Annotated in this window: 21 protein-coding genes; 9 read left to right on the forward strand and 12 right to left on the reverse strand. The window is 56.8% G+C overall.

Translation table 11 applies throughout. The features are described 5' to 3' along the window. Genes KVT28_RS02700 through KVT28_RS02720 form a run of 5 tightly spaced genes read left to right on the forward strand, consistent with a single transcriptional unit; the run spans nt 1 to nt 5,104 of the window. On the forward strand, nt 1-915 hold the full coding sequence (locus KVT28_RS02700; protein ID WP_217546647.1) for an ABC transporter permease: 915 nt from the start codon (nt 1-3) through the stop codon (nt 913-915). Further along, nucleotides 912-2,315, forward strand: a complete 1,404-nt coding sequence (locus KVT28_RS02705) for a M20 family metallopeptidase (protein ID WP_217546650.1) — start codon at nt 912-914, stop codon at nt 2,313-2,315. The genes KVT28_RS02700 and KVT28_RS02705 overlap by 4 nt, the downstream gene beginning before the upstream one ends. Then, complete coding sequence (locus KVT28_RS02710; RefSeq protein WP_192411853.1) at nt 2,315-3,313, forward strand: 1-aminocyclopropane-1-carboxylate deaminase/D-cysteine desulfhydrase; 999 nt, start codon at nt 2,315-2,317, stop codon at nt 3,311-3,313. Before KVT28_RS02705 ends, KVT28_RS02710 begins: the two co-directional genes overlap by 1 nt. Further along, nucleotides 3,313-4,296, forward strand: a complete 984-nt coding sequence (locus tag KVT28_RS02715) for an ornithine cyclodeaminase (protein ID WP_217546653.1) — start codon at nt 3,313-3,315, stop codon at nt 4,294-4,296. The genes KVT28_RS02710 and KVT28_RS02715 overlap by 1 nt, the downstream gene beginning before the upstream one ends. Further along, nucleotides 4,286-5,104 (forward strand): sulfurtransferase, encoded by an 819-nt coding sequence (locus tag KVT28_RS02720; protein ID WP_217546655.1) that lies wholly within the window; start codon nt 4,286-4,288, stop codon nt 5,102-5,104. Before KVT28_RS02715 ends, KVT28_RS02720 begins: the two co-directional genes overlap by 11 nt. On the opposite strand, the gene KVT28_RS02725 is transcribed toward KVT28_RS02720, so the two are convergent. From KVT28_RS02725 to KVT28_RS02755, 7 genes are all read right to left on the reverse strand, one after another. After that, nucleotides 5,090-6,697 (reverse strand): ABC transporter ATP-binding protein, encoded by a 1,608-nt coding sequence (locus tag KVT28_RS02725; protein ID WP_217546657.1) that lies wholly within the window; start codon nt 6,695-6,697, stop codon nt 5,090-5,092. The two genes, KVT28_RS02720 and KVT28_RS02725, sit on opposite strands and share 15 nt — an antisense overlap. 181 nt (nt 6,698-6,878) lie before the next feature. Then, entirely contained in the window at nt 6,879-7,853 is a 975-nt protein-coding gene (locus KVT28_RS02730; protein ID WP_110866128.1) for a sugar-binding transcriptional regulator, read from the reverse strand. Between the two features lie 230 nt (nt 7,854-8,083). Then, nucleotides 8,084-8,941, reverse strand: coding sequence for a phosphogluconate dehydrogenase C-terminal domain-containing protein (locus tag KVT28_RS02735; protein WP_101764427.1), 858 nt, complete (start codon nt 8,939-8,941; stop codon nt 8,084-8,086). Between the two features lie 4 nt (nt 8,942-8,945). Further along, entirely contained in the window at nt 8,946-9,755 is an 810-nt protein-coding gene (locus tag KVT28_RS02740) for a sugar phosphate isomerase/epimerase (RefSeq protein WP_217546660.1), read from the reverse strand. Continuing rightward, a complete protein-coding gene (locus KVT28_RS02745) occupies nt 9,755-10,528 on the reverse strand; it encodes a triose-phosphate isomerase family protein (protein WP_137385770.1) in 774 nt (257 codons plus the stop codon). The genes KVT28_RS02740 and KVT28_RS02745 overlap by 1 nt, the downstream gene beginning before the upstream one ends. Before the next feature lie 3 nt (nt 10,529-10,531). Then, entirely contained in the window at nt 10,532-12,277 is a 1,746-nt protein-coding gene (locus KVT28_RS02750) for a dihydroxyacetone kinase family protein (protein WP_217546662.1), read from the reverse strand. Between the two features lies 1 nt (nt 12,278). After that, nucleotides 12,279-13,613 carry an MFS transporter gene (locus tag KVT28_RS02755; protein WP_101764431.1) on the reverse strand — a complete coding sequence of 445 codons (1,335 nt, stop codon included), beginning with the start codon at nt 13,611-13,613 and terminating at the stop codon, nt 12,279-12,281. Between the two features lie 446 nt (nt 13,614-14,059). Between KVT28_RS02755 and KVT28_RS02760 the strand changes: the two genes are divergently transcribed. Together KVT28_RS02760 and tkt are read left to right on the forward strand one after the other, a co-directional pair. Beyond that, nucleotides 14,060-14,518 carry an RpiB/LacA/LacB family sugar-phosphate isomerase gene (locus tag KVT28_RS02760; RefSeq protein ID WP_101764432.1) on the forward strand — a complete coding sequence of 153 codons (459 nt, stop codon included), beginning with the start codon at nt 14,060-14,062 and terminating at the stop codon, nt 14,516-14,518. Between the two features lie 29 nt (nt 14,519-14,547). After that, on the forward strand, nt 14,548-16,539 hold the full coding sequence (gene tkt / locus KVT28_RS02765) for a transketolase (RefSeq protein ID WP_217546665.1): 1,992 nt from the start codon (nt 14,548-14,550) through the stop codon (nt 16,537-16,539). Nucleotides 16,540-16,602: 63 nt separating this feature from the next. Here tkt and KVT28_RS02770 read toward each other — a convergent pair whose 3' ends face one another. Both KVT28_RS02770 and KVT28_RS02775 read right to left on the reverse strand, forming a co-directional pair. Continuing rightward, a complete protein-coding gene (locus KVT28_RS02770; protein ID WP_217546667.1) occupies nt 16,603-17,208 on the reverse strand; it encodes a TetR/AcrR family transcriptional regulator in 606 nt (201 codons plus the stop codon). A 99-nt stretch (nt 17,209-17,307) separates the two neighbouring features. Further along, entirely contained in the window at nt 17,308-17,988 is a 681-nt protein-coding gene (locus KVT28_RS02775; protein WP_217547534.1) for a type 1 glutamine amidotransferase domain-containing protein, read from the reverse strand. A 205-nt stretch (nt 17,989-18,193) separates the two neighbouring features. Between KVT28_RS02775 and KVT28_RS02780 the strand changes: the two genes are divergently transcribed. Beyond that, nucleotides 18,194-19,210 (forward strand): lipoate--protein ligase A, encoded by a 1,017-nt coding sequence (locus KVT28_RS02780; protein ID WP_217546669.1) that lies wholly within the window; start codon nt 18,194-18,196, stop codon nt 19,208-19,210. A 34-nt stretch (nt 19,211-19,244) separates the two neighbouring features. On the opposite strand, the gene KVT28_RS02785 is transcribed toward KVT28_RS02780, so the two are convergent. Continuing rightward, the gene (locus tag KVT28_RS02785; protein WP_217546672.1) at nt 19,245-20,636 is read right to left on the reverse strand and encodes a PTS transporter subunit EIIC; all 1,392 of its coding nucleotides are present in this window, start codon (nt 20,634-20,636) and stop codon (nt 19,245-19,247) included. A gap of 303 nt (nt 20,637-20,939) precedes the next feature. Here KVT28_RS02785 and KVT28_RS02790 point away from each other — a divergent pair, with 303 nt between their 5' ends. After that, nucleotides 20,940-22,139: an enolase C-terminal domain-like protein gene (locus tag KVT28_RS02790; protein ID WP_192233810.1), complete on the forward strand. Its 1,200-nt coding sequence runs from the start codon at nt 20,940-20,942 to the stop codon at nt 22,137-22,139. A 1-nt stretch (nt 22,140) separates the two neighbouring features. Here the strand turns inward: KVT28_RS02790 and KVT28_RS02795 are convergent, their stop codons facing one another. Both KVT28_RS02795 and KVT28_RS02800 read right to left on the reverse strand, forming a co-directional pair. Next, complete coding sequence (locus tag KVT28_RS02795) at nt 22,141-22,857, reverse strand: GntR family transcriptional regulator (protein ID WP_192411866.1); 717 nt, start codon at nt 22,855-22,857, stop codon at nt 22,141-22,143. An 84-nt stretch (nt 22,858-22,941) separates the two neighbouring features. Beyond that, nucleotides 22,942-23,613 carry a pirin family protein gene (locus KVT28_RS02800; protein ID WP_217546675.1) on the reverse strand — a complete coding sequence of 224 codons (672 nt, stop codon included), beginning with the start codon at nt 23,611-23,613 and terminating at the stop codon, nt 22,942-22,944. Nucleotides 23,614-23,747: the final 134 nt, after the last annotated feature.

Consider the following 23,747-nt stretch of genomic DNA (forward strand, 5'->3'; position numbering starts at 1 on the left):
ATGCTGAACATTCTGCTCAATCGCCTTGGCCAATCGGTATTAGTGCTGCTCGGCGTGTCGCTGCTGATTTTCTTTAGCCTGCACATGACGGGCGATCCGGCGGCGCTGATGATGCCGCCCGGCTCCAGCCAGCAGGAGATCGCTACTTTTCGTCATAGCATGGGCTTTGATCGTCCGCTGCTGTGGCAATACAGCCACTATCTTGGCGGCGTGCTGCACGGGGATTTTGGTGAATCGCTGCGCTACAGCCAGCCGGTATTGGCGTTGATTGCCGAACGTCTGCCGGCGATGGCGCTGCTGGCGGTGAGTGCGCTGGCATGGAGTTCGCTGCTCGGTCTGCTGCTCGGCATTATCAGCGCCCTGCGGCCGCACAGCCTGTGGGATTTGTTATGTCGCCTGCTGGCCTTCTCCGGCCAGGCGATTCCGGTGTTCTGGCTCGGGCTGCTGCTGATTCTGCTGTTCAGCCTGAAGTTACAGTGGCTGCCCTCCAGCGGTTACGGCACTTTCGCCGCGCTGGTGATGCCGGCGCTCAGTCTGGGTGCGTTTTACATGAGCGCCGTGGCCCGCCTGACGCGCGCCAGCCTGCTGGATGTGCTGCAACAGGATTATATCCGCACCGCGCGCGCCAAAGGGCTCAGCGCCTGGCGCATCGTGGTACGCCACGGTTTGCGTAACGCACTGATTCCGGTGATCACCGTGCAAGGCATGTATTTCGCCTCGCTGCTCGGCGGCGCACTGGTGACCGAGATTATTTTTGCCTGGCCCGGCATTGGTCGTCTGGCGATTCAGGCGATTCAAAACCGCGATTTCCCGCTGGTGCAGGCGATTGTGTTGCTCGCCGCCGTGGTGTTTGTGGCGATCAATTTGCTGATCGACCTGCTCTATCTGGTGCTGAACCCGAGGATTCGTTTATGAGTCGCCTTGACGCCACGCTTGAACTGCTGAGTGAACTGACGCGCTGGCCAAGCGTGGCCGGTCAGTTAACCTCGCAGCGCGGGTTGGCCGCCTGGCTGGAACAGTGGATGGTAGAGCAACTCGACGCCAGCGTGATTTATCCGGTGGCGGCGCAAACCGACAATTCTCCGCCGCTGGTCCATGTACGCATTGATAACGGCAGCAGCAAAACCGTGGTGCTGTACAACATGTATGACGTAATGCCTGCGGATGATGCCGGCTGGGATGTGCCGCCGTTTGTCGGTGGCGTGTGTTACTGGGACGATGTTGGCGCGGTATTTGTCGGACGCGGTGCAGAGAACAACAAAGGCCCAGTCGCCGCCCTGCTGATCCTGCTGCGCGAACTGCAGCAGAGCCAGCAGCTCGATTTTAATATTGAAATCCTGCTCGAAGGCGAAGAGGAAGTGGGCAGCGGCGCGCTGCGGCGATATCTGGCACAACAGCCTTGCCCGATTGCTCCCGCTGAAGCCGTGCTGTTTCCGTCACTGTGCGAATACGGTGGCGGCGCACCGCGCGTCTATCTCGGCTTTACCGGACTGGCCAGCGGACGCCTCAGCGTCACCGGCGGCGCATGGGGCGGACCGTCCTCCGCGATTCATGCCAGCAATGCCGGTTGGATCGCCAATCCGGCGTGGCGTTTAGTACAGGCATTAGATGCCATCGCGCCAGCAGAACACAGCGGCGTATTGGCGTGTCACGCCACGGACGATGAGGCGAATCAATTATTGGCGACCTTAGCCGCCGAATTCAGCATCGATGACGAACTGCAGTTCCGTCGCAGTCAGCGCCTGATGATCGCCGGCGACACGCTGAGCTGCCTGCAAACGCTGCTTGGCAGCGCGGTGTTAACGCTGGCAGAACTGCACAGCGATCCGCCAGGCGGACGCGGCGTCATCCCGTTCCGTGCCAGCGCGGAGCTGGCGTTTCGCATCCCGCCGGGTTTCGATCAGGACGCGATGATTGCCGACGTGCAGCAGCGGCTGGCGCAACCCGATTTAGCCGGCAGCGAGCTGCACCTGTTTGATCGCTATCCCGGCGTGCGCTTTAGTCGCAGCGCCAGCGGCGTCGATGCCCTAATCGCCAGCTATCAAACGCTGGGCGCGGCACCGCAAATCTGGCCGTGGGCGCCGGGCTGTGCGCCCGCCTACGCTTTCGCGGCCGTCGCGCCCGCTTTTCTGATTGGCGGATTAGGCCACGGCGGCAACGCGCACGCCGTTAATGAGTTTGTCACGCTGGCGGGACTCGAACGCTTCCAGCAATCCATGAGCTTATGGCTCAACGCATTCAATGATTCGGCCATTGGCCGGGTCGCGCCACACCAGGGAAACACCGCAGTACACAAAAATAAAGGTAGTAAATAATGAAATCAGTAGAAGAGTTTGAACGCGTTCCGCTCGGCTTCTTCCCCACTCCTCACGAGCCGCTGCCGCGGCTCAGTGAGGCACTTGGGATTACGCTGACGATCAAACGTGATGACTACAGTGGCTTCGGCGGCGGCGGCAACAAAGTCCGCAAGCTGGAGTATCTGATGGCGGAGGCCTGCAAAACAGGCGTGAATGTGGTGATCACCACCGGCGGGCATCAGTCGAACCACGCCCGCATGGTGGCTGCCGCCGCACGCAAGTTTGGTATGCGTCCGGTGCTGGTGCTGCGGGGCAATCCGCCCGCAAGCTGGCAGGGGAATCTGCTGCTGGATAAGCTGTTCGGGGCCGAGGTGCAGTTCCTCGATCCCGACGGCTATTTCAGCCAGATTGAAGGTGCGATGCAGGCGCACGCGGATGCGGCTCTCGCGCAAGGTGAAACCCCCATGATTATTCCGCTGGGTGGCGCAACGCCACTCGGCGCATTGGGTTATGTACGCGCAGTGGAAGAGTTAGCGGCGCAGCTGGCACCCAGCCAGATGCCCGCACCCGATTTCATCGTCGCGCCCACCGGTTCCGGCGGCACGCTGGCGGGATTGCATGTGGGCACGCGTCGCTATTGGCCCAATACTAAGGTGATTGGCGTGAGCGTCAGCGCCAAAGCCGACTGGTTCCAGCCACGCATTGCCGGCATGGCGCAGGATTGTGCCGATCTGCTGCAATGGCCGCAGCAGTGGCAGCCGGAGGATATCTGGATTGAGGATGGTTATGTCGGTCAGGCGTACGGCGTGCCATCGGACGGCGGCATCGCTGCCATCTATCAACTCGCCCAACTGGAAGGCGTGCTGCTGGATCCGGTCTACACCGGTAAAGCGATGCACGGCCTGTTCTCGCTGGTCGAACAGGGGCGCATTCCGCAGGGATCGCGCGTGACCTTCGTACATTGTGGCGGTTCTCCGGCGCTTTATCCCTTCGCCGATCGCCTGCTGGAGGCGTAATGGAAGCCTTATTGCGTGTACTGGATGAAGCCACCGTCGCGCAATTAGGCGGCGGGGATGTCGCTTTGGCGCTGGAAGACGTCAAAGCGGTGATTCAGCTGATGCGTCTCGGCGAGGCGCAGATGCCCGCCGAAAATCACATCGATCTCGGTACGCCGCTCGGTAAAGCGTATGCCTTACCGGCGCGCGTTGGCGGCAGCTACAATGCCGCAGGCGTGAAGTGGACGGCACATCGTCCACAGCGACCGGATGCGTTGCCCGCCGCCCTAGCCTTGACCCTGATTAACGATGCGCAGAGCGGCATTCCACGCGGCTTGCTGGCCAGCGGGGCACTCACCGCGGCGCGCACTGCGGCGGTGAGCGCACTGGCGTTACAGCTGGCCGCACCGCGTCCGGTAAAACGCGTGCTGCTGCTCGGCGCCGGTTTACATGCTCAGGCGCATCTGCGCATGCTGCAGCAGCTGTTTCCGCAGCTCGAACAGATTGGCGTGTGGAATCGCTCCCCTTTTAAACTCAGTGCGTTGCGCGAAGTGCAAATCGAAACCGATCTGCCACTCGCTCTGGCGCAGCCTTATGACGCCGTGCTGACCTGTACCAGCGCCGACCAGCCGATTGTCGACGCCGCAGCGGTACGTCCCGGTAGGATCATTGTGCAGGTCGGTTATCACGAAGTGAGTTTTGCCGCCATCAAAGCCAGCAGCAAGGTGGTGGTGGATGCGTGGGGCGATTTTGCCCAGCGCAGCGCCAAAAGCCTGTTCCAGATGTTCCGCGCCGGGGAGTTTGCTGAACAGGATGTGGCGGCCGATCTCGCCGCGCTGCTGCTGGATCACTGGCGTCCACAGCCCGATGACAGCGTCTATTTCTCCTCGTTTGGCCTCAACGTGTTTGATATCGCCCTCGCCGCCCGCGTGTTACAGGCCGCTGAGCACGACGAGCTCGGTTCGTTGCAGTCGCTGTTTTCAGGAGTTCTGCATGATCATTGATGTGCTTTCACTGCATCAGCGCCAGGCGCGCGGCGAAGCGTTTCTGCTGATCGATGTCCGCGAATTTGCCGACTGGCAACGCGCCACCTTGCCTGGCGCGCAGCACTGTAACGTCTACGACTATTTTATTGAGGATTGCAGCGAGACAGGTTTAGCGGTGATGGCAGCCGAAGCCGCCACCGCGCTGCAGCCGATGTTTACCGCGTATCCCAACGCCACGCCGGTGTTTTTCGAGCAGCAGGTTGGCATGCGTTCACCGCGCGGCGCCTGGTTCGCCTGGCTGCTCAAGCGTGATGATGCGCTGATTCTGGATGGCGGCGTCGATGCCTGGATTGCGGCAGGCTATGAACTCGCGCCGGGATTGGGATTAAGCCGCACCGTGGCGCATCCACCGGCAGCCAACGCACCCGCGTGGAATCGCGAGCTGGTGTGCAGCCGTGAACAGGTACTAGCAGCGGATGGCGTGGCGGTGATCAACGTGGATGCCCGTCGCCCCAGCGAGTTTGACGGCAGCTTTGCGCATGCCTGCTGTCAGCGCGCGGGACGGATTCCACGTTCTCAGCTACTGTTCTGGGAAGATGTCATCGCCAGCGGCCATTTCTTATCAGCGCCGCAGATTGCCGCACGCGCCGAGGCGGCAGGACTGAGTAAAAACGCGAAGTTGCAGGTTTATTGCCATCGTGGTGCCCGCGCCGCCACGGTGTTGGCGGCGTTAAAACTGGCGGGCTATCCCTATGTTTCGGTGTATGTCGGTTCCTGGCACGAATGGGCTGAACATCACGAACTACCGCTGTTACACGGCAGCTGATCGCAGCGCCAGCGCCTGCTGCACGTCGGGCGCAGCGGCGAGCAACTGGCGGGTGTAATTGTCCTGTGGATGGTTAATCACGCTGGCGGTCGCGCCGGACTCCACAATCCTGCCGTGATACATCACCACCACGCGATCGCACAACTGACGCACCGCGCCGAGATCGTGGCTGATAAACAGCACCGATAATCCCAGCTTGTGGCGCAGCGTATTAAACAGCGCCAGAATCTGCCCGCGCACCGATAAATCCAGCGCCGCTACCGCTTCATCCGCCACCAGCAGCTTCGGCTCCATCGCCAGCGCGCGCGCAATGGCAATACGCTGACGCTGGCCGCCCGAGAACGCGCCCGGGAGACGGGTGGCATGTTCGGCTTTCAATCCCACCAACGCCAGCAGCTCTTTGACTCGCGCATCCACCGCCGCGCCTTTGCGCAGTTGCCAGACGCGCAGCGGTTCGGCGATCTGCTCACCAACCGGGATTTTCGGATTCAGGCTGGCATAAGGATCCTGGAAAATAATCTGCGTGTGGCGACGTAAGCTATGCAGCTGACGTCCTTGCAAATGCTGCCCCTGAAAATGCACTTCGCCGCCATCCGCCGTAATCAGGCCAATCGCAGCACTGCCCAATGTGGTTTTACCGGAGCCGGATTCGCCAATCAGTCCGACAATTTCGCCCTGCGCAATCGACAGATTCGCCGGATGCAACACGGTTTGCCGTTTGGCCGGCCACAGCGGCATGCGGCGCGGCAGCGGATAGCTTTTACTGATGTCGCGCAGCACCAGCAGCGGCGGCTGGGCAACCGGCGCAGTCGCCTCGGGGATTTGCGCTGCCGAAGCAGCAATCAATTTGCGCGTGTAAGGATGCGTTGGCGTGCCGAGCGTACTCAGCACCGCACCCTGTTCAACCAGTTGCCCTTGCTGCATCACGCAGACGCGGTCGGCGTAGCGCGCTACCACCGAGAGATCGTGGGTGATCAACAAGATCCCCATGCCCATCTCCTGCTGCAACTCCTGCAACAGTGCCAGAATCTGCGCCTGAATAGTCACGTCCAGCGCGGTGGTCGGCTCATCGGCAATCAATAACTCCGGTTGACCGCTGATGGCGCTGGCGATCATCACCCGTTGCCGCATGCCACCCGACAGCTGATGAATATACTGCCGCGCGCGCTGCGCTGGATTGACGATGCCGACGCGATCCAGCAGCGCTATCGCTTCCTGCTGCGCCTGTTTCCAGCCAAACTGACGATGCCGCACCAGCACTTCGGCAATCTGTTCACCAATACGCAGCGTGGGATTCATGCTGGTCATCGGCTCCTGAAACACCGTGGCGATGCGGCAACCACGCAATTGCTGGGTTGTGCGCGCATCCAGCGGCTCGCCATTGAACACCACGCGGCCGCCACTGTGCTGCACGCCCGCCGGCAACAAACTCATCAGCGCCAGCGAGGTCAAGGTTTTGCCAGATCCCGATTCGCCAACTAACGCCAGGATTTCCTTGCGATCGAGATGAAAAGAGATGTTATCCACCAGCAAGCGCTGATCGTGAGTGTGCAGCGAGAGATTTTCAACCGAGAGCAAGCGCGCGTTAGTCATCAGGCAGGGATTCTCAACAAGGAAAAATACAGGATATATCCTGAACATAGCACGAACAAGACCGTTACGTTATGGCACTGCGCGTGGCGGCATAAGGCTGTACGCCAGGTTTAAAATACGCCGTATTAACGGCGATGATCGCCGGTGATGTCCTAATGAATAAACCCAGTGAAGCGTTTAACTAAATCTTCTCCTGCGACAAACTCAGAATGGTGCGAATGTTCTGTGCGGTGGTGGCGATAATATCGATCGCGCCAGTGCGCAGTGCGCCGAGGATCGCCATCGCTTTGGTATTTTCCGCGGCAATGGCAATCACGCAGGGAATCTTGCGTAGTTCATCAATGCTCAGCCCAATGACGCGATCGTTCATCACGGTATCCACGTGCTGGCCCTGCGAATTAAAGAAGTCGTAGCCGGCGACATCCCCCGTCACGCCCTGATTAACGCTGGCGTCGATGATTTCGTGCGGTGTGAACCAGCCGAGTTTCACCATATAGCTGTTTTCGTTCATGTCGCCGATGCCCACCAGCGCCACGTCGGCTTTACGCGCGCGGTCCAGCGTCTCTTTGATGGTGCCGTTTTGCATAAACGCATCGCGCAACGCGCGGTTCTCAACATAAGCGGGCGCGTAAAGCGTTTCGCTGATGCCGCCGAACTTCTTCGCCAGACGACGGCTGATATGGTCGGCGTTAATGGCATCACCGGGACGATGCGTGCCGCCAATACCGCTGATAAACAGACAATTACGCGTCGGCACCTGGCCGGGATAATCGGCGACAGCGGCCACGTTGCGTCCTTGCCCAACGGCAACAATGGCGTCGTCTTTCAGCGACTGCGCTAAATGTGACGACACCAGCGCGGCGACCTGACGTCGCTGCTCTTCCTGATCGGGCTGATCGAGCGCTATCAGCGCACGTTGCAGTTGTGGGAAGCGATTTTGCAGCTGTTGTTCGAGGCGGGTGCTGAAGACGGGATGGTAGCGCACGTTGATTTCGACGATGCCCTCTTCGCGTGCGCGTTTGAGCAGCCGGCCGACTTTAATGCGGGAAATACCAAACTTACGCGCGATCTCCTCCTGGGTGATTTCGTCCTGATAATAGGCGACAGCTATTTCCGTCAGCAGCTCGGAGTCCTGAGAAAGCGTGTTTTTTTCCATCCGTAACCTGTCTTATTTGAGATCGTGTATCAATGCCAATCGGTTAAGTACTGATTGCAATAACCGCACCTACTGTAGCGGCGCGATTCATCGCGCAACAAATTGCGCCGCTACAGTAGGTGCGTGCTGTTTGGTCTTAACTGACATGATTACACCAAAGGAAGGAGTTATATCATTGATACGACTCGCTTCGCCAGACCACAGCGCCGCGAGTCGATCGAGCGTCACGCTTAGCGCTTGATGGCGTCGATTTTCAACATACGGGCAATCACGATATCCAGCTCTTTCTGATCGAAGATCTGTTTCCAGTCAGGTTTCACAATCTTCTCACGACCGTACTCCATGGCGATCATGCAGGCATCCGAGAACGGGTTGGTCGCGCGGAACGCCACGGCGAGCGCGATCTGAATATGGCCGTACAACATCGCTTTAGCCGCTTCTTCCGGCACGCCGCTGTGCTTAACGGTTTCATCCAGCGCCTCTTTCATAAACGCACCCACCATGCAGGCTACGGTTTCCACCAGCGTCGGTTCCAGATACGCCAGCTGCGTCACGGTGACCCAATGCACCTGCTCCACCGGGCCGTACATCACGCTGATCACCTTGCTCAGCTCGGCTTTCTGCTCATCAGAACCGGTTTCATAGGAAGCCGCCACGTGCTGAATCGCCGCGATACCGCCAAAGGCATCGGCATGTTCTTCTTTGGTGTAACGCTCAAGGAATACCGACGGATGGCAAGGATGCGCCACCGCGTATTCAATGCCATCACGATGGGCGATGAGATTGGCGTAGGCCGCCGCAGGGTCCAGCGTCAGCAGAATCGCGCCCGGTTTCATCTGTGGCACCACGCCTTCAGACACTTTGCCCAGCACGATATCCGGCACCGCCAGAATCACCACGTCGCTCAATGGCACCACGGAGGCGGCATCAGAAAGTTCGCGCCCCTGCGCGCTCACCTGCTCTTGCGCCTTGGGGGAGTTCTCACAGTAAAACACCTGGTAATCGCTTTTCTGGAAGTTGGCAGAAATACGCATACCCATTTTGCCGCCCGCGCCAATCACGGTGATGGTTTTCAGTTGCACGCTCATGTTGTTACTCCTGATCTTGTTTACTACGTAAGAATTCAACGGTGCGGCGAGTCCATTCGGCTTCTCGCTCGCAGGTTACAGCGGCATCGTCTTGCCACGGCAACCAATGTTCGACGATTTGGTTAATGCCTTTATCCGCCGGGCGCACGCTGGCGATCATCCGGTCGTAATCCAGCAAGCCTTCGCCCATCGGGCAGCCGGCAAAGGTAAAGCCGATCCAGCCATCACGGCGCGTGAAGGCAAAGTCTTTGATATGCAGATTGCCGACGCGCGCGGCGGTGTTGGCAATCACCTGCTCTGGCAGTTCGAGGCCGGCGACACAGTTGGCGGGGTCGAGACACACGCCGAGCCAAGGCGACAGGAACTTGTTGATCACTGACATCATCGCGCCGCTGTTCACCTGCTCGTATGTCTCCAGACAGAGACGCACCTGCTGGCGGGCAAAATCCGGCAACACCGAGCCAATCAGCTCGGCGGCTTCGTCGAGCGTGGGACGGTGATCGGCGGTGTAGAACATCGAACGAATGACGCGCGCATCAAGGATTTCCGCCATGTGCAGATAACGACGCAGATGCGCAGTGCCGAGGCCGCGCGTGCCGAGTTCCAGCGTGATGCCGAGCGCATCAGCCTGCTGACGCAGCGTCAGCAGTTGTGCGTCAGTCCAGCTTTCAATCGCCGGGTAATCGCAGATTTGAAACACCGACACATCGAGATCGGCGGTCTGTTGCAGCATCTGCTCCAGCGTCAGCGGATGAGGGACTTTCGATGACATGCGCCAGAAAAAGGCGTAGGTACTGAGTCCGATACGGCTCATTAACAGCGCTCCTGAGCCAGCTCACTGGCTTCATCAATAATTTTTGCCAGCGCTTTGGGATCGTGGGCAAAGCGCCCCAGAAACAGGCCATTTACGTCCGCGCCAAGGCGCTGAATCAGCCCCGGACCGGCACTGCCGCCGTAAATGATTTTCAGGGTGATGCCGGGCGGCGTGGCGAGCTGCTGCAATCCGGCGCACACGGCGCGGATGTAGCTGTCCGGTGCCGGTTGCGGCGCACCAATTGCCCACTGCGGTTCATAGGCAAAGAACACTTCGCCCTTTAAGCCCTGCTGCGCCGACTCGGCCAGCGCTTCGGCCAGCTGCTGCTGACACAGCGCGATTGCCTGCTGCGGTTCTGCCTGCACTTCTTCGCCGATGCACAGCACCGGCGTGATGCCGTGACGCAGCGACATCGCCACTTTCGCGGCAATTTGCACTTTATCTTCGTGGAAATGACGACGGCGCTCAGCGTGACCAATTTCGGCCAGCGAGCAGCCTAACTCCTGCAACATACTGGCGCTGACTTCGCCGGTCCAGGCTCCGTTCTCAGCCTGGCAAACATCCTGAGCGCCGAAGCGCACCGGCGTGTCAGCGAAGATGGCTGCAACCGCCGGAATCGCCGGATAAGCCGGTAACACAAACAAGCCCACGTCGCCGTTTTTCACCGCAGCATGGTCGGCTAATGCCGCTACATCACGACACCATTGCAAGGTTTGCTGATAGCCGAAGTACATTTTTAAACTGACGCCGAGCCAGATTTTTGGCTGAGACATGCTTCAAGCTCCTTGTTCAGAGGCACTGTGTTCTTTTAGCAGATCGCCGACGGTACTGACGATCAATGCCAGCGAAATGGCTCCGGCATCCGGCGTGCCAACGCTTTTTTCTGCCAGCGGACGCGCACGCCCCATTTTTGGCACCAGCTGCGCGGTGTCCTGCGCAGCTTTATCGGCCACCTGCGCCGCCTTGAGCCAGGCGTCCGTTAACGACGCACCGGCAGCAACCGACTCATTCAGGCTGTTGCTGAACGGCACCAGCACATCCACCATGGTTTTATCGCCAACGCGCGCTTTACCAAAGTGCATAATGCCTTCTTTTGCTTCACGCACGCCGGTGGCCACACGCTGTGCATCTGGTGTCTGACGATCGCCAAGCGCGGTACCCAATGCAGTGAGCGCCACGCCCCACAACGCGCCGGAGGTGCCACCCGCTTTATCGGCCCACGCATCTGCCGCGCGGCACAGCAAGCTGCCCGCCCCGGCACCGCGCGCAGCGACTTCACGCGCTTTCTCAACCGCGCCCAGCACGCCGCGCTCCATGCCGATACCGTGATCGCCGTCACCGGCCACCGCATCGATATCGCCAAGGCGTTCAACGTTACGCTGTAACATTTCCGCCACGGATTCGAGTAACTGAAGTACGCGTTTCGCGCTCTCTTGCGATTCCGCGGTGGCTGCTGGCAAGGCTTCTTCCGTGCTTTCAACGCGCTCAGCGGCGCTTAATGGTTCGGCCACCAATACGCTGCCTTTGCGGTACGCTGGCGTATTGGTCGGCGCGCGCCACAAGGTTTCCAGCTGATCGTCCAGCCACATCAGCGTCAGTGACGCACCGGCCATATTGAAGCTGGTGACAAACTCGCCGACGTCCGGCTCAACCACCTGCAGGTTGGCGGCCTCCAGCAGTTGCGCGACGCGACGATAGACAACAAACAGCTCTTCATATTTCACCGAGCCCAGACCGTTGAGGATCACCGCCACGCGCTGACCTTCGGCCTGCGGGATGTCGGCTGGCAATTCATTGAGCAAGCGCTCCACGAAGATCTCGGCCAGCTCATCCGCACTCGGCATGTCGGTCTCTTTGATCCCCGGCTCGCCGTGAATGCCCAGTCCCAGCGCCATGCGCCCTTTTTCCACTTCGAACAGCGGATGCGAAGCGCCCGGCAGGCTGCAACCGGAAAACGCCACGCCAAAGGTACGCGTGCGTTGATTCGCGTGCTGTGCCAGCTGCAGGACCTGTGATAAATCGTGACCTGCTTCAGCCGCGGCGCAGGCGGCTTTGAACACACACAGATCGCCAGCCACACCGCGACGCTTCTCCAGCTCATCTTTACCCGCGCTGGAGATATCGTCGGTCACCGCCAGCACTTCGCAGGCGATGCCTTCCGCCCGCAGACGCTCGCACGCCTGGCCGAAGTGCAGCACATCCCCGGCGTAGTTACCGAACATCAGCAACACGCCCGCGCCGTTATGGGCCGCACGCGCTACGTTGTAGATCTGCTGCGCCGACGGCGAAGCGAATAAGTTACCCATCGCCGCGCCGTGTGCCAGACCTTGTCCAACCAACCCGGCGAACGCCGGATAGTGACCGGACCCACCGCCCACAATCACCGCCACCGTATTCGGCTGGCTGCGGGTGCTGCGCACCACGCCTCCGGCGACCTGACGGACTTTATCGGCGTTGGCGGCGACAAAGCCTTCGATAAGCTCAGCGGCAAAGGCTGAAGGTTGGTTAAACAGGTACGTCATATTAATGCTCCTGAGCTAAAGAGGTCGGCTGAGACGGCGAGCGACGGCGATTAAGTAACAGCATGAGGAACGCGGACAGCAGCATGAATCCACCCACCACAAACATCGGCAAGGCGTAGCTGTTGGTGGCATCATGCAGCGCGCCGGTGATGTAGCCCGCGGAGAAGCCCGCTACGTTTCCTAAGGTATTGATCAAGGCAATGGCTGCGGCGGCAGACGCGCCGGTCAGGAACTGCGTTGGTAAGGTCCAGAAATTCGGCAGTGCAGCGAAGATGGAGCTGGCGGTGATCGCAATCACCATAATGGTGGTGAACGGCGAATCCATATACAGCGCCAGCGGCACGCTGATGCCGCCTGCCAGCGCTGGAATGGCGATATGCCAGGTTTTGCAACCGCGACGCGTGGCATCTTTTGACCAGAAGAACATCACCACCGCCGCAATCAGGTACGGCACGCCGGTAATCAGCCCTTTCTGCATCACGTTAAAAGTGGTACCGAACTGCTGCTGGAAGCCCGCGATAATGGTTGGCAGGAAGAACGCCAGCGCATACAGGCCATAAATAAAGCCGAAGTAAATCAGGCACAACATCCAGACGCGGCCGTTGCCCATCACCGAGCGCAGGCTGTGTTTTTGATGGCCCTGCTTCTGTTGGTGCTCGGCTTCCAGTTCGGTGGTCAGCCAGGTTTTCTCTTCGGCGGTCAGCCACTTGGCCTGACGCGGCGAATCCACCAACCAGAACAGCGCGACGATACCAATCAGAATCGCGGGAATCGATACGCCCATAAACATCACGCGCCAGCCTTCCATGCCAAACAGGCCGTGCTGCTGAATCAGGGATGCGGCTAATGGCGCACCGAACACCACCGTCAGCGGCTGGGCAAGGTAGAACAGCGACAGAATTTTGCTGCGATGACGTCCCGGTACCCACATGCTGAGATAGAGAATCGCGCCTGGGAAGAAGCCAGCTTCGGCGATACCCAGCAGCAGACGCAGCGTATACAAGCCTTCTACACTGCTCACCCAGGTAAACAGCAGCGAGACAATGCCCCAGCTGATCATGATGCGCGCCAGCCAGCGACGCGCGCCGAACTTATGCAGCGCCAGGTTGCTTGGCACTTCCAGCAGAATGTAGCCAATAAAGAAGATGCCCGACGCCAGGCCAAACTGCAGCGCGGTGAGGCCGAGGTCTTGCGTCATGCCGTTGGGGCCGGCAAACGAAATCGCTGTGCGATCGAGGAAGTTGATAAAGAACATCAGCGCCACGAACGGCACTAAGCGCCAGGAGATTTTTCTGATGGTGGATTGTTCCACCGCTGTCATTGATGGTTGGTTCATAACGCACCTCCACGACGTGCGTGAGTGATCATTTCTTTATGTGGTGTTGACCAATCGCCAAACAGGCGCTGGCTGCAGGAGTACTGAGAGGTACGGTGTAAATGACACATGTTCGAGTCCTCGATGGGTCTTCTTGTACATTGGTATAGTCATGCGAACATATGAACACTACACGGATAATTGTGCATCTCTCAACTGCAACACGCGAAAGTGTGAGCGGCTTCATGAGATCGGATTTTGGTCAATTTATCGGATTGCTGCGCCCATAGGGCTCGACACAGGCGGTTTAACAGGGTTTTCTGAGGCATTCAGGCGCGATCCTGAAGGCAATTCATATGAACAACCATTGAACATATGATTGATTTTGTGGCAGGCTAACTATGAACATCTTCTCGCCTGCTGAACAAACGTGCAGGCGTCATTGCACACCCTGCTGGAGAACGACGATGAAAACTATCGCAATTGGCGCCGATGATGCGGCTATCGAATTGAAAAATGTGATTAAAAAGCTGCTGGAAGAGAAAGAGTATGTGGTGACGGATTACACCAATGACGCGCAAAACGACCGTCCGATGTATCCGGATGTGGCATTTGCGCTCGCCACCGCTATCCAGAAGAACGAATTTGAGCGCGGCATTCTGCTGTGCGGCACCGGCATCGGCGTGGCGATTGTCGCCAACAAGGTGGAAGGCGTGCGCGCGGCGCAGTGTCATGACACCTTCTCTGCTGAGCGTGCTCGCAAGAGCAACAACGCGCAGATCATGACCATGGGCGCGCGCGTCATCGGGCCTGAGCTGGCGAAGAACATCGTGAATGCCTGGCTGGCATCGGAATTTGAAGGTGGCGGCTCAACCGCCAAAGTAGACAAGATCGGTTACTACGAACAAGTATCCCACGCTAAATAAGCGCCGACGTCGCACCTCTGGAGAACCTTATGTCGACACACCGGGAAAGAGCCAACGCCATCCGCGCTTTGAGTATGGATGGCGTACAACAAGCCAATTCGGGACATCCGGGCGCCCCGCTGGGCATGGCGGACATCGCTGAAGTGTTGTGGCTCGACTTTTTGCAGCACAATCCACGCAATCCTCACTGGGCTAACCGCGACCGCTTCGTTTTATCGAACGGTCACGGTTCGATGCTGATTTACAGCCTGTTGCACCTGAGCGGTTACGATTTGCCGCTCAGTGAATTAAAAAATTTTCGTCAGCTGCACTCCAAAACGCCGGGGCATCCCGAATACGGTTACACCGCAGGCGTTGAAACCACCACCGGCCCGCTGGGTCAGGGCATCGCTAACGCCGTCGGTTTTGCCATTGCCGAGCGCACGCTGGCGGCGCAGTTCAACCGTCCGGGACATGACATCGTAGACCATAACACCTACGTGTTTATGGGCGACGGCTGCATGATGGAAGGCATCTCACACGAAGTCTGCTCCATCGCCGGTACGCTGAAGCTGGGCAAACTGGTTGCCTTCTACGATGACAACGGCATCTCCATCGACGGTCACGTTGACGGCTGGTTCACCGACGACACCGCCAAACGCTTCGAAGCCTACGGCTGGCACGTGGTGCGCGGCGTGGACGGTCACGATGCGGACGCGATTAAGAAAGCGGTGGAAGAAGCCAAAGCGGTTTCCGACAAGCCTTCACTGCTGATGTGCAAAACCGTGATTGGCTTCGGTTCGCCAAACAAAGCCGGCACGCACGACTCGCACGGCGCGCCGCTGGGTGCCGACGAAATCGCGCTGACCCGCAAGCAGCTCGGCTGGAACCACGGTCCGTTTGAAATCCCTTCTGATATCTACGCGCAGTGGAATGCCAAAGAAGCCGGCCAGGCGAAAGAGTCGGCGTGGGACCAGAAGTTTGCCGCCTACGCCGCCGCGCATCCGGAACTGGCTGCCGAGTTCAAACGTCGCGTCAACAATGAGCTGCCGGCGAACTGGGCCAGCGAGTCGCAGAAGTTCATCGAGCAGCTGCAGGCCAGTCCGGCGAAAATCGCCAGCCGTAAAGCCTCGCAGAACGCCATCGAAGCCTTCGGCAAAATCCTGCCGGAATATCTGGGCGGCTCCGCTGACCTCGCGCCGAGCAACCTCACCATGTGGTCCGGCTCGAAGCCAATCAACGAAGATGCGGCGGGCAACTACATCCATTACGGCGTGCGCGAGTTCGGTATGACCGCGATCGCCAACGGTATCGCGCTGCATGGCGGTTTCCTGCCGTACACCGCCACCTTCCTGATGTTCGTCGAGTACGCGCGTAATGCCGCACGCATGGCCGCGCTGATGAAAATCCGTCAGATCATGGTGTACACCCACGACTCAATTGGTCTGGGCGAAGATGGCCCGACGCACCAGCCGGTTGAGCAGATGGCCAGCCTGCGCGTGACGCCAAACATGAGCCTGTGGCGCCCGTGCGACCAGGTTGAGTCAGCGGTGGCGTGGAAGTACGCGATTGAACGCGTGGACGGCCCGTCGGCGCTGATCTTCTCGCGTCAGAACCTGGCGCAGCAGGATCGTAGCGCTGAGCAGCTGGCCAACGTGGCGCGCGGCGGTTACGTGCTGAAGGACAGCGAAGGTACGCCAGAGCTGATCCTGATCGCTACCGGTTCTGAAGTGGAGCTGGCAGTGAGCGCTTATGAGCAGCTGACGGCGGAAGGCCGCAAGGTGCGCGTGGTGTCTATGCCATCCACCGACGCCTTCGACAAGCAGGACGCGGCGTACCGTGAATCCGTGCTGCCAAAAGCCGTTGCCGCACGCGTGGCGATTGAAGCGGGTATCGCGGATTACTGGTTCAAATACACCGGCCTGAACGGCGCGATCGTCGGCATGACCACCTTCGGTGAGTCAGCGCCTGCGGATCAGCTGTTCAAAGAGTTTGGTTTTACGGTTGAGAACGTGGTTAACACGGCGAGATCGGTTTTGTGATTTGAGGTCGCTAAATAGCGACCCAACAAAATAAAAGGCGGCTCTGTTGAGTCGCCCTTTTTACTACGCGGTAATACGAATGATTTTTTGCGTCATGCTCATGGCGGAATCAAATGGGCCGGTATTGCGCACGATTTTCACCATCACGCTGGCGCCCACCCACAGCTGATACAAACTTTCCGCTACACGCACAGGTTTGTCATCGATAGACAGCGAACCTTCCTCAACACCCGCTTCTAACGCATCCGCCAGTCGCGCGATAATGCCGGCCGTGCCGGTCTGTAGCGTGCCGCGCATGCTATCCGAGAGATCGGCAACTTCCGCGCCCAGCTTCACCGCCAGACACTTGCCCTGACAATCGGAGAACGATTGCGATTCACGCCACAGCTGCCAGTAATTCATCAGCCGCTGCGCCATCGTCAGGCCCGGCTGGCTCAACGTCGCGTCTAGCTCAGCCAGATAATCATCGAAATAGCGCGCCAGCATATCCACCCCAAAAGCCTCTTTCGAGCTGAAGTAGTGGTAGAACGAGCCTTTTGGCACACCGGCATCGGTGAGGATTTCATTTAATCCGACAGCCGAAAAACCCTTGCCGGCCATAATGCGTTGGCCAGTGGCAAGGATGTGATCGCGGATTTCATTGCTATGCAATTGGGATGTAGTCGTCATAGCGTTAGGTTACCAAATACTAGACCAGTCGTCTAGGCGCTAAGCATGCGTTTACTGCTGCGATAAGGGAGGCGGACAGCGGTTCGCCTCCCGATGCGTTTATCGCGCCAGTTGCTTGATCAACTGTTGCGCCGTCTCTGCTGAAGACGTTGGGTTTTGTCCGGTAATCAGCAAACCATCGCTGACGACATAGGAACTCCAGTCCGCGCCTTTCGAATACAGACCGCCCTTCGCAACCAGCTCGTCTTCCACCAGGAAAGGCACCACCTGAGTCAGGCCGACCGCTTCCTCTTCACTGTTGGTAAAACCGGTGACTTTACGGCCTGCTACCAGCGGTTTTCCTTCCGGCGTTTTGACGTGACGCAGCACGCCCGGCGCATGACACACCAGTGCAACATGCTTGTTGGCGGCCAGGAAGCCTTCAATCAGTGCGATAGAGTGCTGATCTTCTGCTAGATCCCAGAGCGGACCGTGACCGCCTGGGTAAAACACCGCGTCGAAATCGGCTGGCGATACGCTGTCCAGACGCACGGTGGCGGCGAGTTGCGCGGTTGCTGCGGCATCCGCTTCAAAACGATGCGTTTGCTCAGTCTGGAAATCGGGCTCATTGCTTTTAGGATCTAACGGCGGATTGCCGCCTTTCGGTGACGCAAGCGTGATTTCTGCGCCAGCATCTTTGAAGGCGAAGTAAGGCGCGGCCAGCTCTTCCAGCCAGAAACCGGTTTTGCGGCCGGTGTTACCCAATTGGTCGTGTGAGGTTAGAACCATAAGAATCTTCATCATCCATCTCCTGCTTGCTGGGTTTAAACTTCTAAACTAGACCAGTCGTCTAGCGCTTAAATTCAAAGTAACAGCTAATAGACCAGTCGTCTAGAGGTTAATTCATTTTTATTATTGAAATGGAATGCGCTGCTGTTTCTTACCTTTCGATCCGCTTCGGCGTACTCTGTCCCGGTTTGCCCTTTCTCACGGAACCGAAAAAATCATGTCCACCCTACGTTTACTCATTTCTGACTCACACGATCCCTGGTTCAACCTCGCAGTAGAAGAGTGTATTTTCCGCCAGATGCCGACAACGCAGCGCGTGCTGTTTCTCTGGCAGAACGCCGAAACCGTGGTTATCGGTCGCGCCCAGAATCCGTGGAAAGAGTGCAACACGCGACGCATGGCGGAAGACGGCATCAAGCTGGCACGACGCAGCAGCGGCGGCGGCGCGGTGTTTCACGATTTGGGCAACTGCTGCTTCACCTTTATGGCCGGCAAACCGGAATACGATAAGTCAGTCTCCACGGCGATTATCCTGCGCGCGCTGGAACAGCTCGGCATTCCGGCAACAGCCTCCGGTCGCAACGATATCGTGGTGAATGTGGATGGCGAAGTGCGCAAGATTTCCGGATCTGCTTACCGTGAAACGCCGGATCGCGGTTTTCATCACGGCACCTTTTTGATGAATGCCGATCTGTCGCGTCTCGCCGATTACCTCAATCCAGACATTAAAAAGTTACAGGCGAAAGGCATTACCTCGGTGCGATCGCGCGTGGCCAACATTGCCGATTTGGTGCCAGGCATCAGCTTTGAGGCGATCTGCCATGAGGTGATTGCCGCTTATTTCGATTACTACCAGGAAGAGTGCGAACCGGAGCATATTTCCCCCGCCGCACTGCCTGATTTGCCTGGTTTTGAAGAGCAGTTTGCGCGTCTAAGCAGTTGGGAATGGAATTTTGGTAACGCACCGGATTTCTCGCATCTGCTGAATGAGCGCTTTATCTGGGGCGGCGTTGAGATCCACTTTGATGTCGAACGCGGCGTGATTTCTCGCTGCCAGATTTTCACCGACAGCCTGAACCCTTCGCCATTAGAAGCGCTGGCGTTGCGTCTGCAGGGCGCGGTGTATCGACCTGAAACCATACTGGCGCAATTAGCGCTGTTGAAAGCAGAATATCCTCAGCAGATGAATGAGCTGAGCGAGCTGGAAAGCTGGCTGGTGGCGAGTGTGAGCTAAGCGTACATTGGTCGCCATAAATGGCGACCAAACATTACTTATTCTCGGGCTGTGCGACTAAATCCGGTTCTTTGCCTACCAACATCAATGTCAGACTAAACGACATAATAAGCGCAATGGCGACGCCGGAAATGGCCCAGATAAAGTACGGGCCAATATAGGCCGGCAAACTGAATATACTGGAAAGAATATAGCCGTATAAACGCACGCCAAAGAAACCGATAAAGGCCGAAGCCAGCGCGCTGGAAACCGTTGCCGCAATAAAGGCTTTTTTGTAGCGCGTTAACACGCCAAACAACGCCGGTTCTGTAATGCCTAATAACGCTGAAATGGCGGCTGAAAGTGTGACCACTTTGTCCTGACGATTTTTAGTCAATTTCCAGATAGCAAATGTGGCTCCGGCAATCGACATATTTGCCATAAACATCATCGGCATCAACATGTCATAACCGCGATCGCTGAAATTCTGCAGCGCAATCGGTGTCATCGCGTGATGCATGCCGGTTAGCACCGCAACGGGGCGAATGGCACCGACAATTAAGCCAGCAAAGCTCGCTGAGATACTGAATAAGCCCTCAATAAACAGCGCCAAACCTTTGCCAAGCCAAATACCCATCGGGCCAATTACCACCAGCGCGGTCAATGCCGCCAGGAACAGCGTTAAGGTTGGGGTAAATACGGTTTTCAATACTTCCGGCATAATACGATCCACCCCGTGATGGATATAGCTGAGAGCCAGAATAGAGAAGATGACCGGGATAACGCTGGAAGCATAATTAAATACCGAAACCGGCAGCACGCCCATCAGCCAAAATGCGCTTACTGCGCCCTCCTGATGCGCCGCCAGCGATTTTGCCGCATCAATTAAAGAGGGATACATTAAACACGCCGCCACGGCTGCAGCTAAATACTCGTTGGTTTTAAATATTTTGGCGGCAGAGACCGCTAAAAAGAACGGCAGGAAATAGAACACGCCGCTGGCGATTAAATCAATCACCATCACCGTATCGCTTTTGGCCGAAACCAGCTGTAACGCCACCAATCCGGCCAGCAAACCTTTGATCATCCCGGCGCCAGCAATGGCGGGAACAATCGGGCCAAATACGCCCGAAACGGTATCCATAAACAGCGATATCAGGCTTTTGCGCGCTTTCTCGTTTTGCGCGGGCTGAACGCCATCGTTATTTAACGCCGGAACGATTTGCTCATACCAGCTATTGACCTTGGGCCCGATAATAATCTGGAATTGTTCACTCTGCATTTGCGCGCCCAATACGCCGGGCAAGGTTTTAATTTCGCTCTGGTTAACTTTATTGTCATCAATAAGGTCAAAGCGCAGACGCGTCATGCAATGCCAGACTTTATTGATATTATTCTTCCCACCCACTAAGTGGATTATATTTTTTATTACTTCCTGCGTTCCCATACGTGCTCCTGAGGGAAGAAAAACAGCCTGATGAAATCTGCACTGGATGGTAATAAATGACGCTCAACAAAACAAACCAATAAATCATGACTGCGATCACAAAACCCGTTGCAACAGAGCCATTAAGTTTTAAAATAGCAAATTGGTCTGTTTTATCGCGATAAACACTCTTTTTTACTGACCAATATTTATTGGCTGAAAAAGGGTTTGCGTCTCAATAAAAACCCGGTAATGATACGCCAAAATAGCTTATCAACAGGCCTTGAAATTGAGCGCAGTCACTGCGCCACAGGAGTATTTCACGTGACCCCAACCCTCATTGAAAGTATTGAGTGTTTTATTACCCGCCCCGATCGCCATAACCTTATTACCGTACGTGTTACCACCAATAAAGGGATTACCGGTCACGGCTGCGCCACCTTTCAACAGCGTCCTTTGGCGGTAAAAACCATGGTGGATGAGTATCTGGTGCCGCTATTAGTTGGACGCGATGCCAACAATATTGAAGACCTGTGGCAGATGATGAACGTTAATGCCTATTGGCGTAACGGTCCGGTGACCAACAATGCCATTTCGGGCGTGGATATGGCGCTGTGGGATATTAAATCGCAGTTAGCCGATATGCCTTTATATCAGCTGTGGGGCGGCAAAGCGCGCGATGCGATTGCAGCTTACACCCATGCCAGCGGTGAAACGCTGGAGGAACTTTATACCTCCGTTGATAACGCCTTAGAGAAAGGCTATCGCCATATCCGCTGTCAGCTGGGCTTTTACGGCGGAACGCCGAAAGAACTCCACGCACCGGAAAATAGCACCTCCGGCGCTTATTACTCGCAGCAAGAGTACATGACGAATACGGTCGAGATGTTCCGCGCGTTGCGGGAGAAATACGGTCACTGTTTTGAAATATTGCATGACGTGCATGAGCGCTTATTCCCGCAGCAGGCCATTCAGCTGGTAAAACAGCTTGAGCCATATATGCCCTACTTCCTTGAGGATGTGCTCCCACCCGCGCAAACTGGCTGGCTAGCGCAGTTGCGTCAGCAAAGCGCGGTGCCGTTAGCGTTAGGCGAATTATTTAATAATCCCGCAGAATGGCACGAGTTAATTGTCAATCGTCGCATCGACTTTATTCGTTGTCACGTCTCGCAGATTGGTGGTATTACGCCGGCATTGAAACTGGCTGCACTGTGTCAGGCATTTGGTGTGCGACTGGCATGGCACGGACCGGGCGATATGACGCCGATTGGCGTGGCGGTTAATACACATCTGAATATTCACCTGCACAATGCTGCGATTCAGGAATTTATTCCACGCTCAACGCTGACGGATGCCATTTTCCCTGGCGCGCCGGAAATAAAAAATGGCTATCTCTATCCGCCGCAAGCATCAGGTATTGGCGTCGGCTTTGATCAGGCATTAGCGGAAAAATATCCGGTGGTTTATCGTCCGCATGAATGGACGCAGAGTCGCCTGCCAGACGGCACCATGCACACGCCATAAGTTAGCGCTGTTGCTGGCGGAAACGCAGATTATCCGGGTTATGCGGAATCAGATAGGTGCAGGTGTAATGAATATCCACGATATCGCTGATTTCATACACCTGCCCGCCCTGCAAAATACCACGATTAATAATGTGCATCGCCGGACTGCCTTTTTTACAACCCAGTAGCGTCGCCTGTTCGCGATTAACGCTAATCGCGCGATAGCTGGTGAGTAAATGTGAGATTTGGTAGCCTTTGGACAACACATATTGCTGTATCGAGCGCTCAATAACCTCACCGTTGAGATCGGTAAATAAGGTTGCGGGCATACGCGATATTTCAATTTGTACTGCCACATTATCGACATAGCGCAGTCGGGAAAACTCCCAGATAAAGGCGTTGTCGTTAATGGCAAATATCTGTTGCTCATCACTATCGGGGCGTCTTTTACGCAGGCTGAGTGAGCGGTAATGCATCTGATCAAAGCGCTTTTCGGTGATCGAATTATAAACCAGCGGGTTATTACGCACCGTTTCATTAATCCAGATACCTGATCCCTGCACAATACGTACCGCGCCGATACTCACCAGTTTCTCCAGCGCCTGGCGGATAGTGAAACGCGATACGCCATACTCTTCGGCCAGCTGGCGTTCAGGCGGTAATTTGCGTGGCGCGGAGGTATCTTCCTGATAGATCTTACTCAGCAAATCCTGGGTAACGAACTCTTTCTTTTTCATTGAATTACCCTCCTCCGGTATTTTATCCGCAGATGATAACACGATGTTATGAGGAGGTTGGGTTAGGTGCCCATGAATGGGCCTTTACAGGCTTTTCTGCACCAGAAACGCAATCAGCGTTGCATCCCGCTCGCCCATCAACGCTGGCAAAGCCTTGTTATCGCTGACGGAATCGCCTTTGTGCATCCGTTCATTATCCATACGCACAATGCCGTCCAGCACGGTAATCCAGCTGGAAAAGCCTGCACGCTGTGGCACATCCACCTGTTTGCCGCGCTCCAGTTTCAGGTCATAAATGTATACCGCCTGATTCAGCGCCAGCGGCGCCTCGCTGCCGTGCGGCCCTGCCAGTAACGTCCATGCGTTTACTGCCGCACCGTCCGCGCGGGTAAAGGTATTGATCTGCGGCTCACCGCCGGTTTGCGCTGGATTAATGGTGGCCTGCAACATCTCGGTTTCGATAAAAGGCGCAGACTGAGCAAAGCGCATGCCGCTACCGGCACTCAGCAGCAGCGCGCGTTTGGCGTTAAGGGAGTGCGTTTCACCCTGCTCGGTGCTGTGCAGCAGCGAACCGCGCCAAACGTAGCTGAAAATCTCGCTATCCTGATGAGAATGCAGCGGGATAGTGGCATCCAGTTGCAGCGTCATTTGGTCGACAATCGCCAGCGGTCCAAACGCTTCACCGGGACGCTGACGGCGAATGGTAAAAGGACCATATTCAAACAGCTGATCGCGTTGGGCGCGCAGGATGTTCATGATGTTATTCCTTGATGATTTTTTCTGTCCACCATCATAGAGGTCTGAAAAATCATGAACAGCAGGCAAAACTGCTCGCTTAAATCAAAAAAACTGAACAATGCTAAAGCGCCTAAATAATCAGATCGGGTTAA

Source organism: Pantoea sp. GbtcB22, from assembly GCF_019091025.1.
Taxonomy (GTDB): domain Bacteria; phylum Pseudomonadota; class Gammaproteobacteria; order Enterobacterales; family Enterobacteriaceae; genus Pantoea; species Pantoea leporis.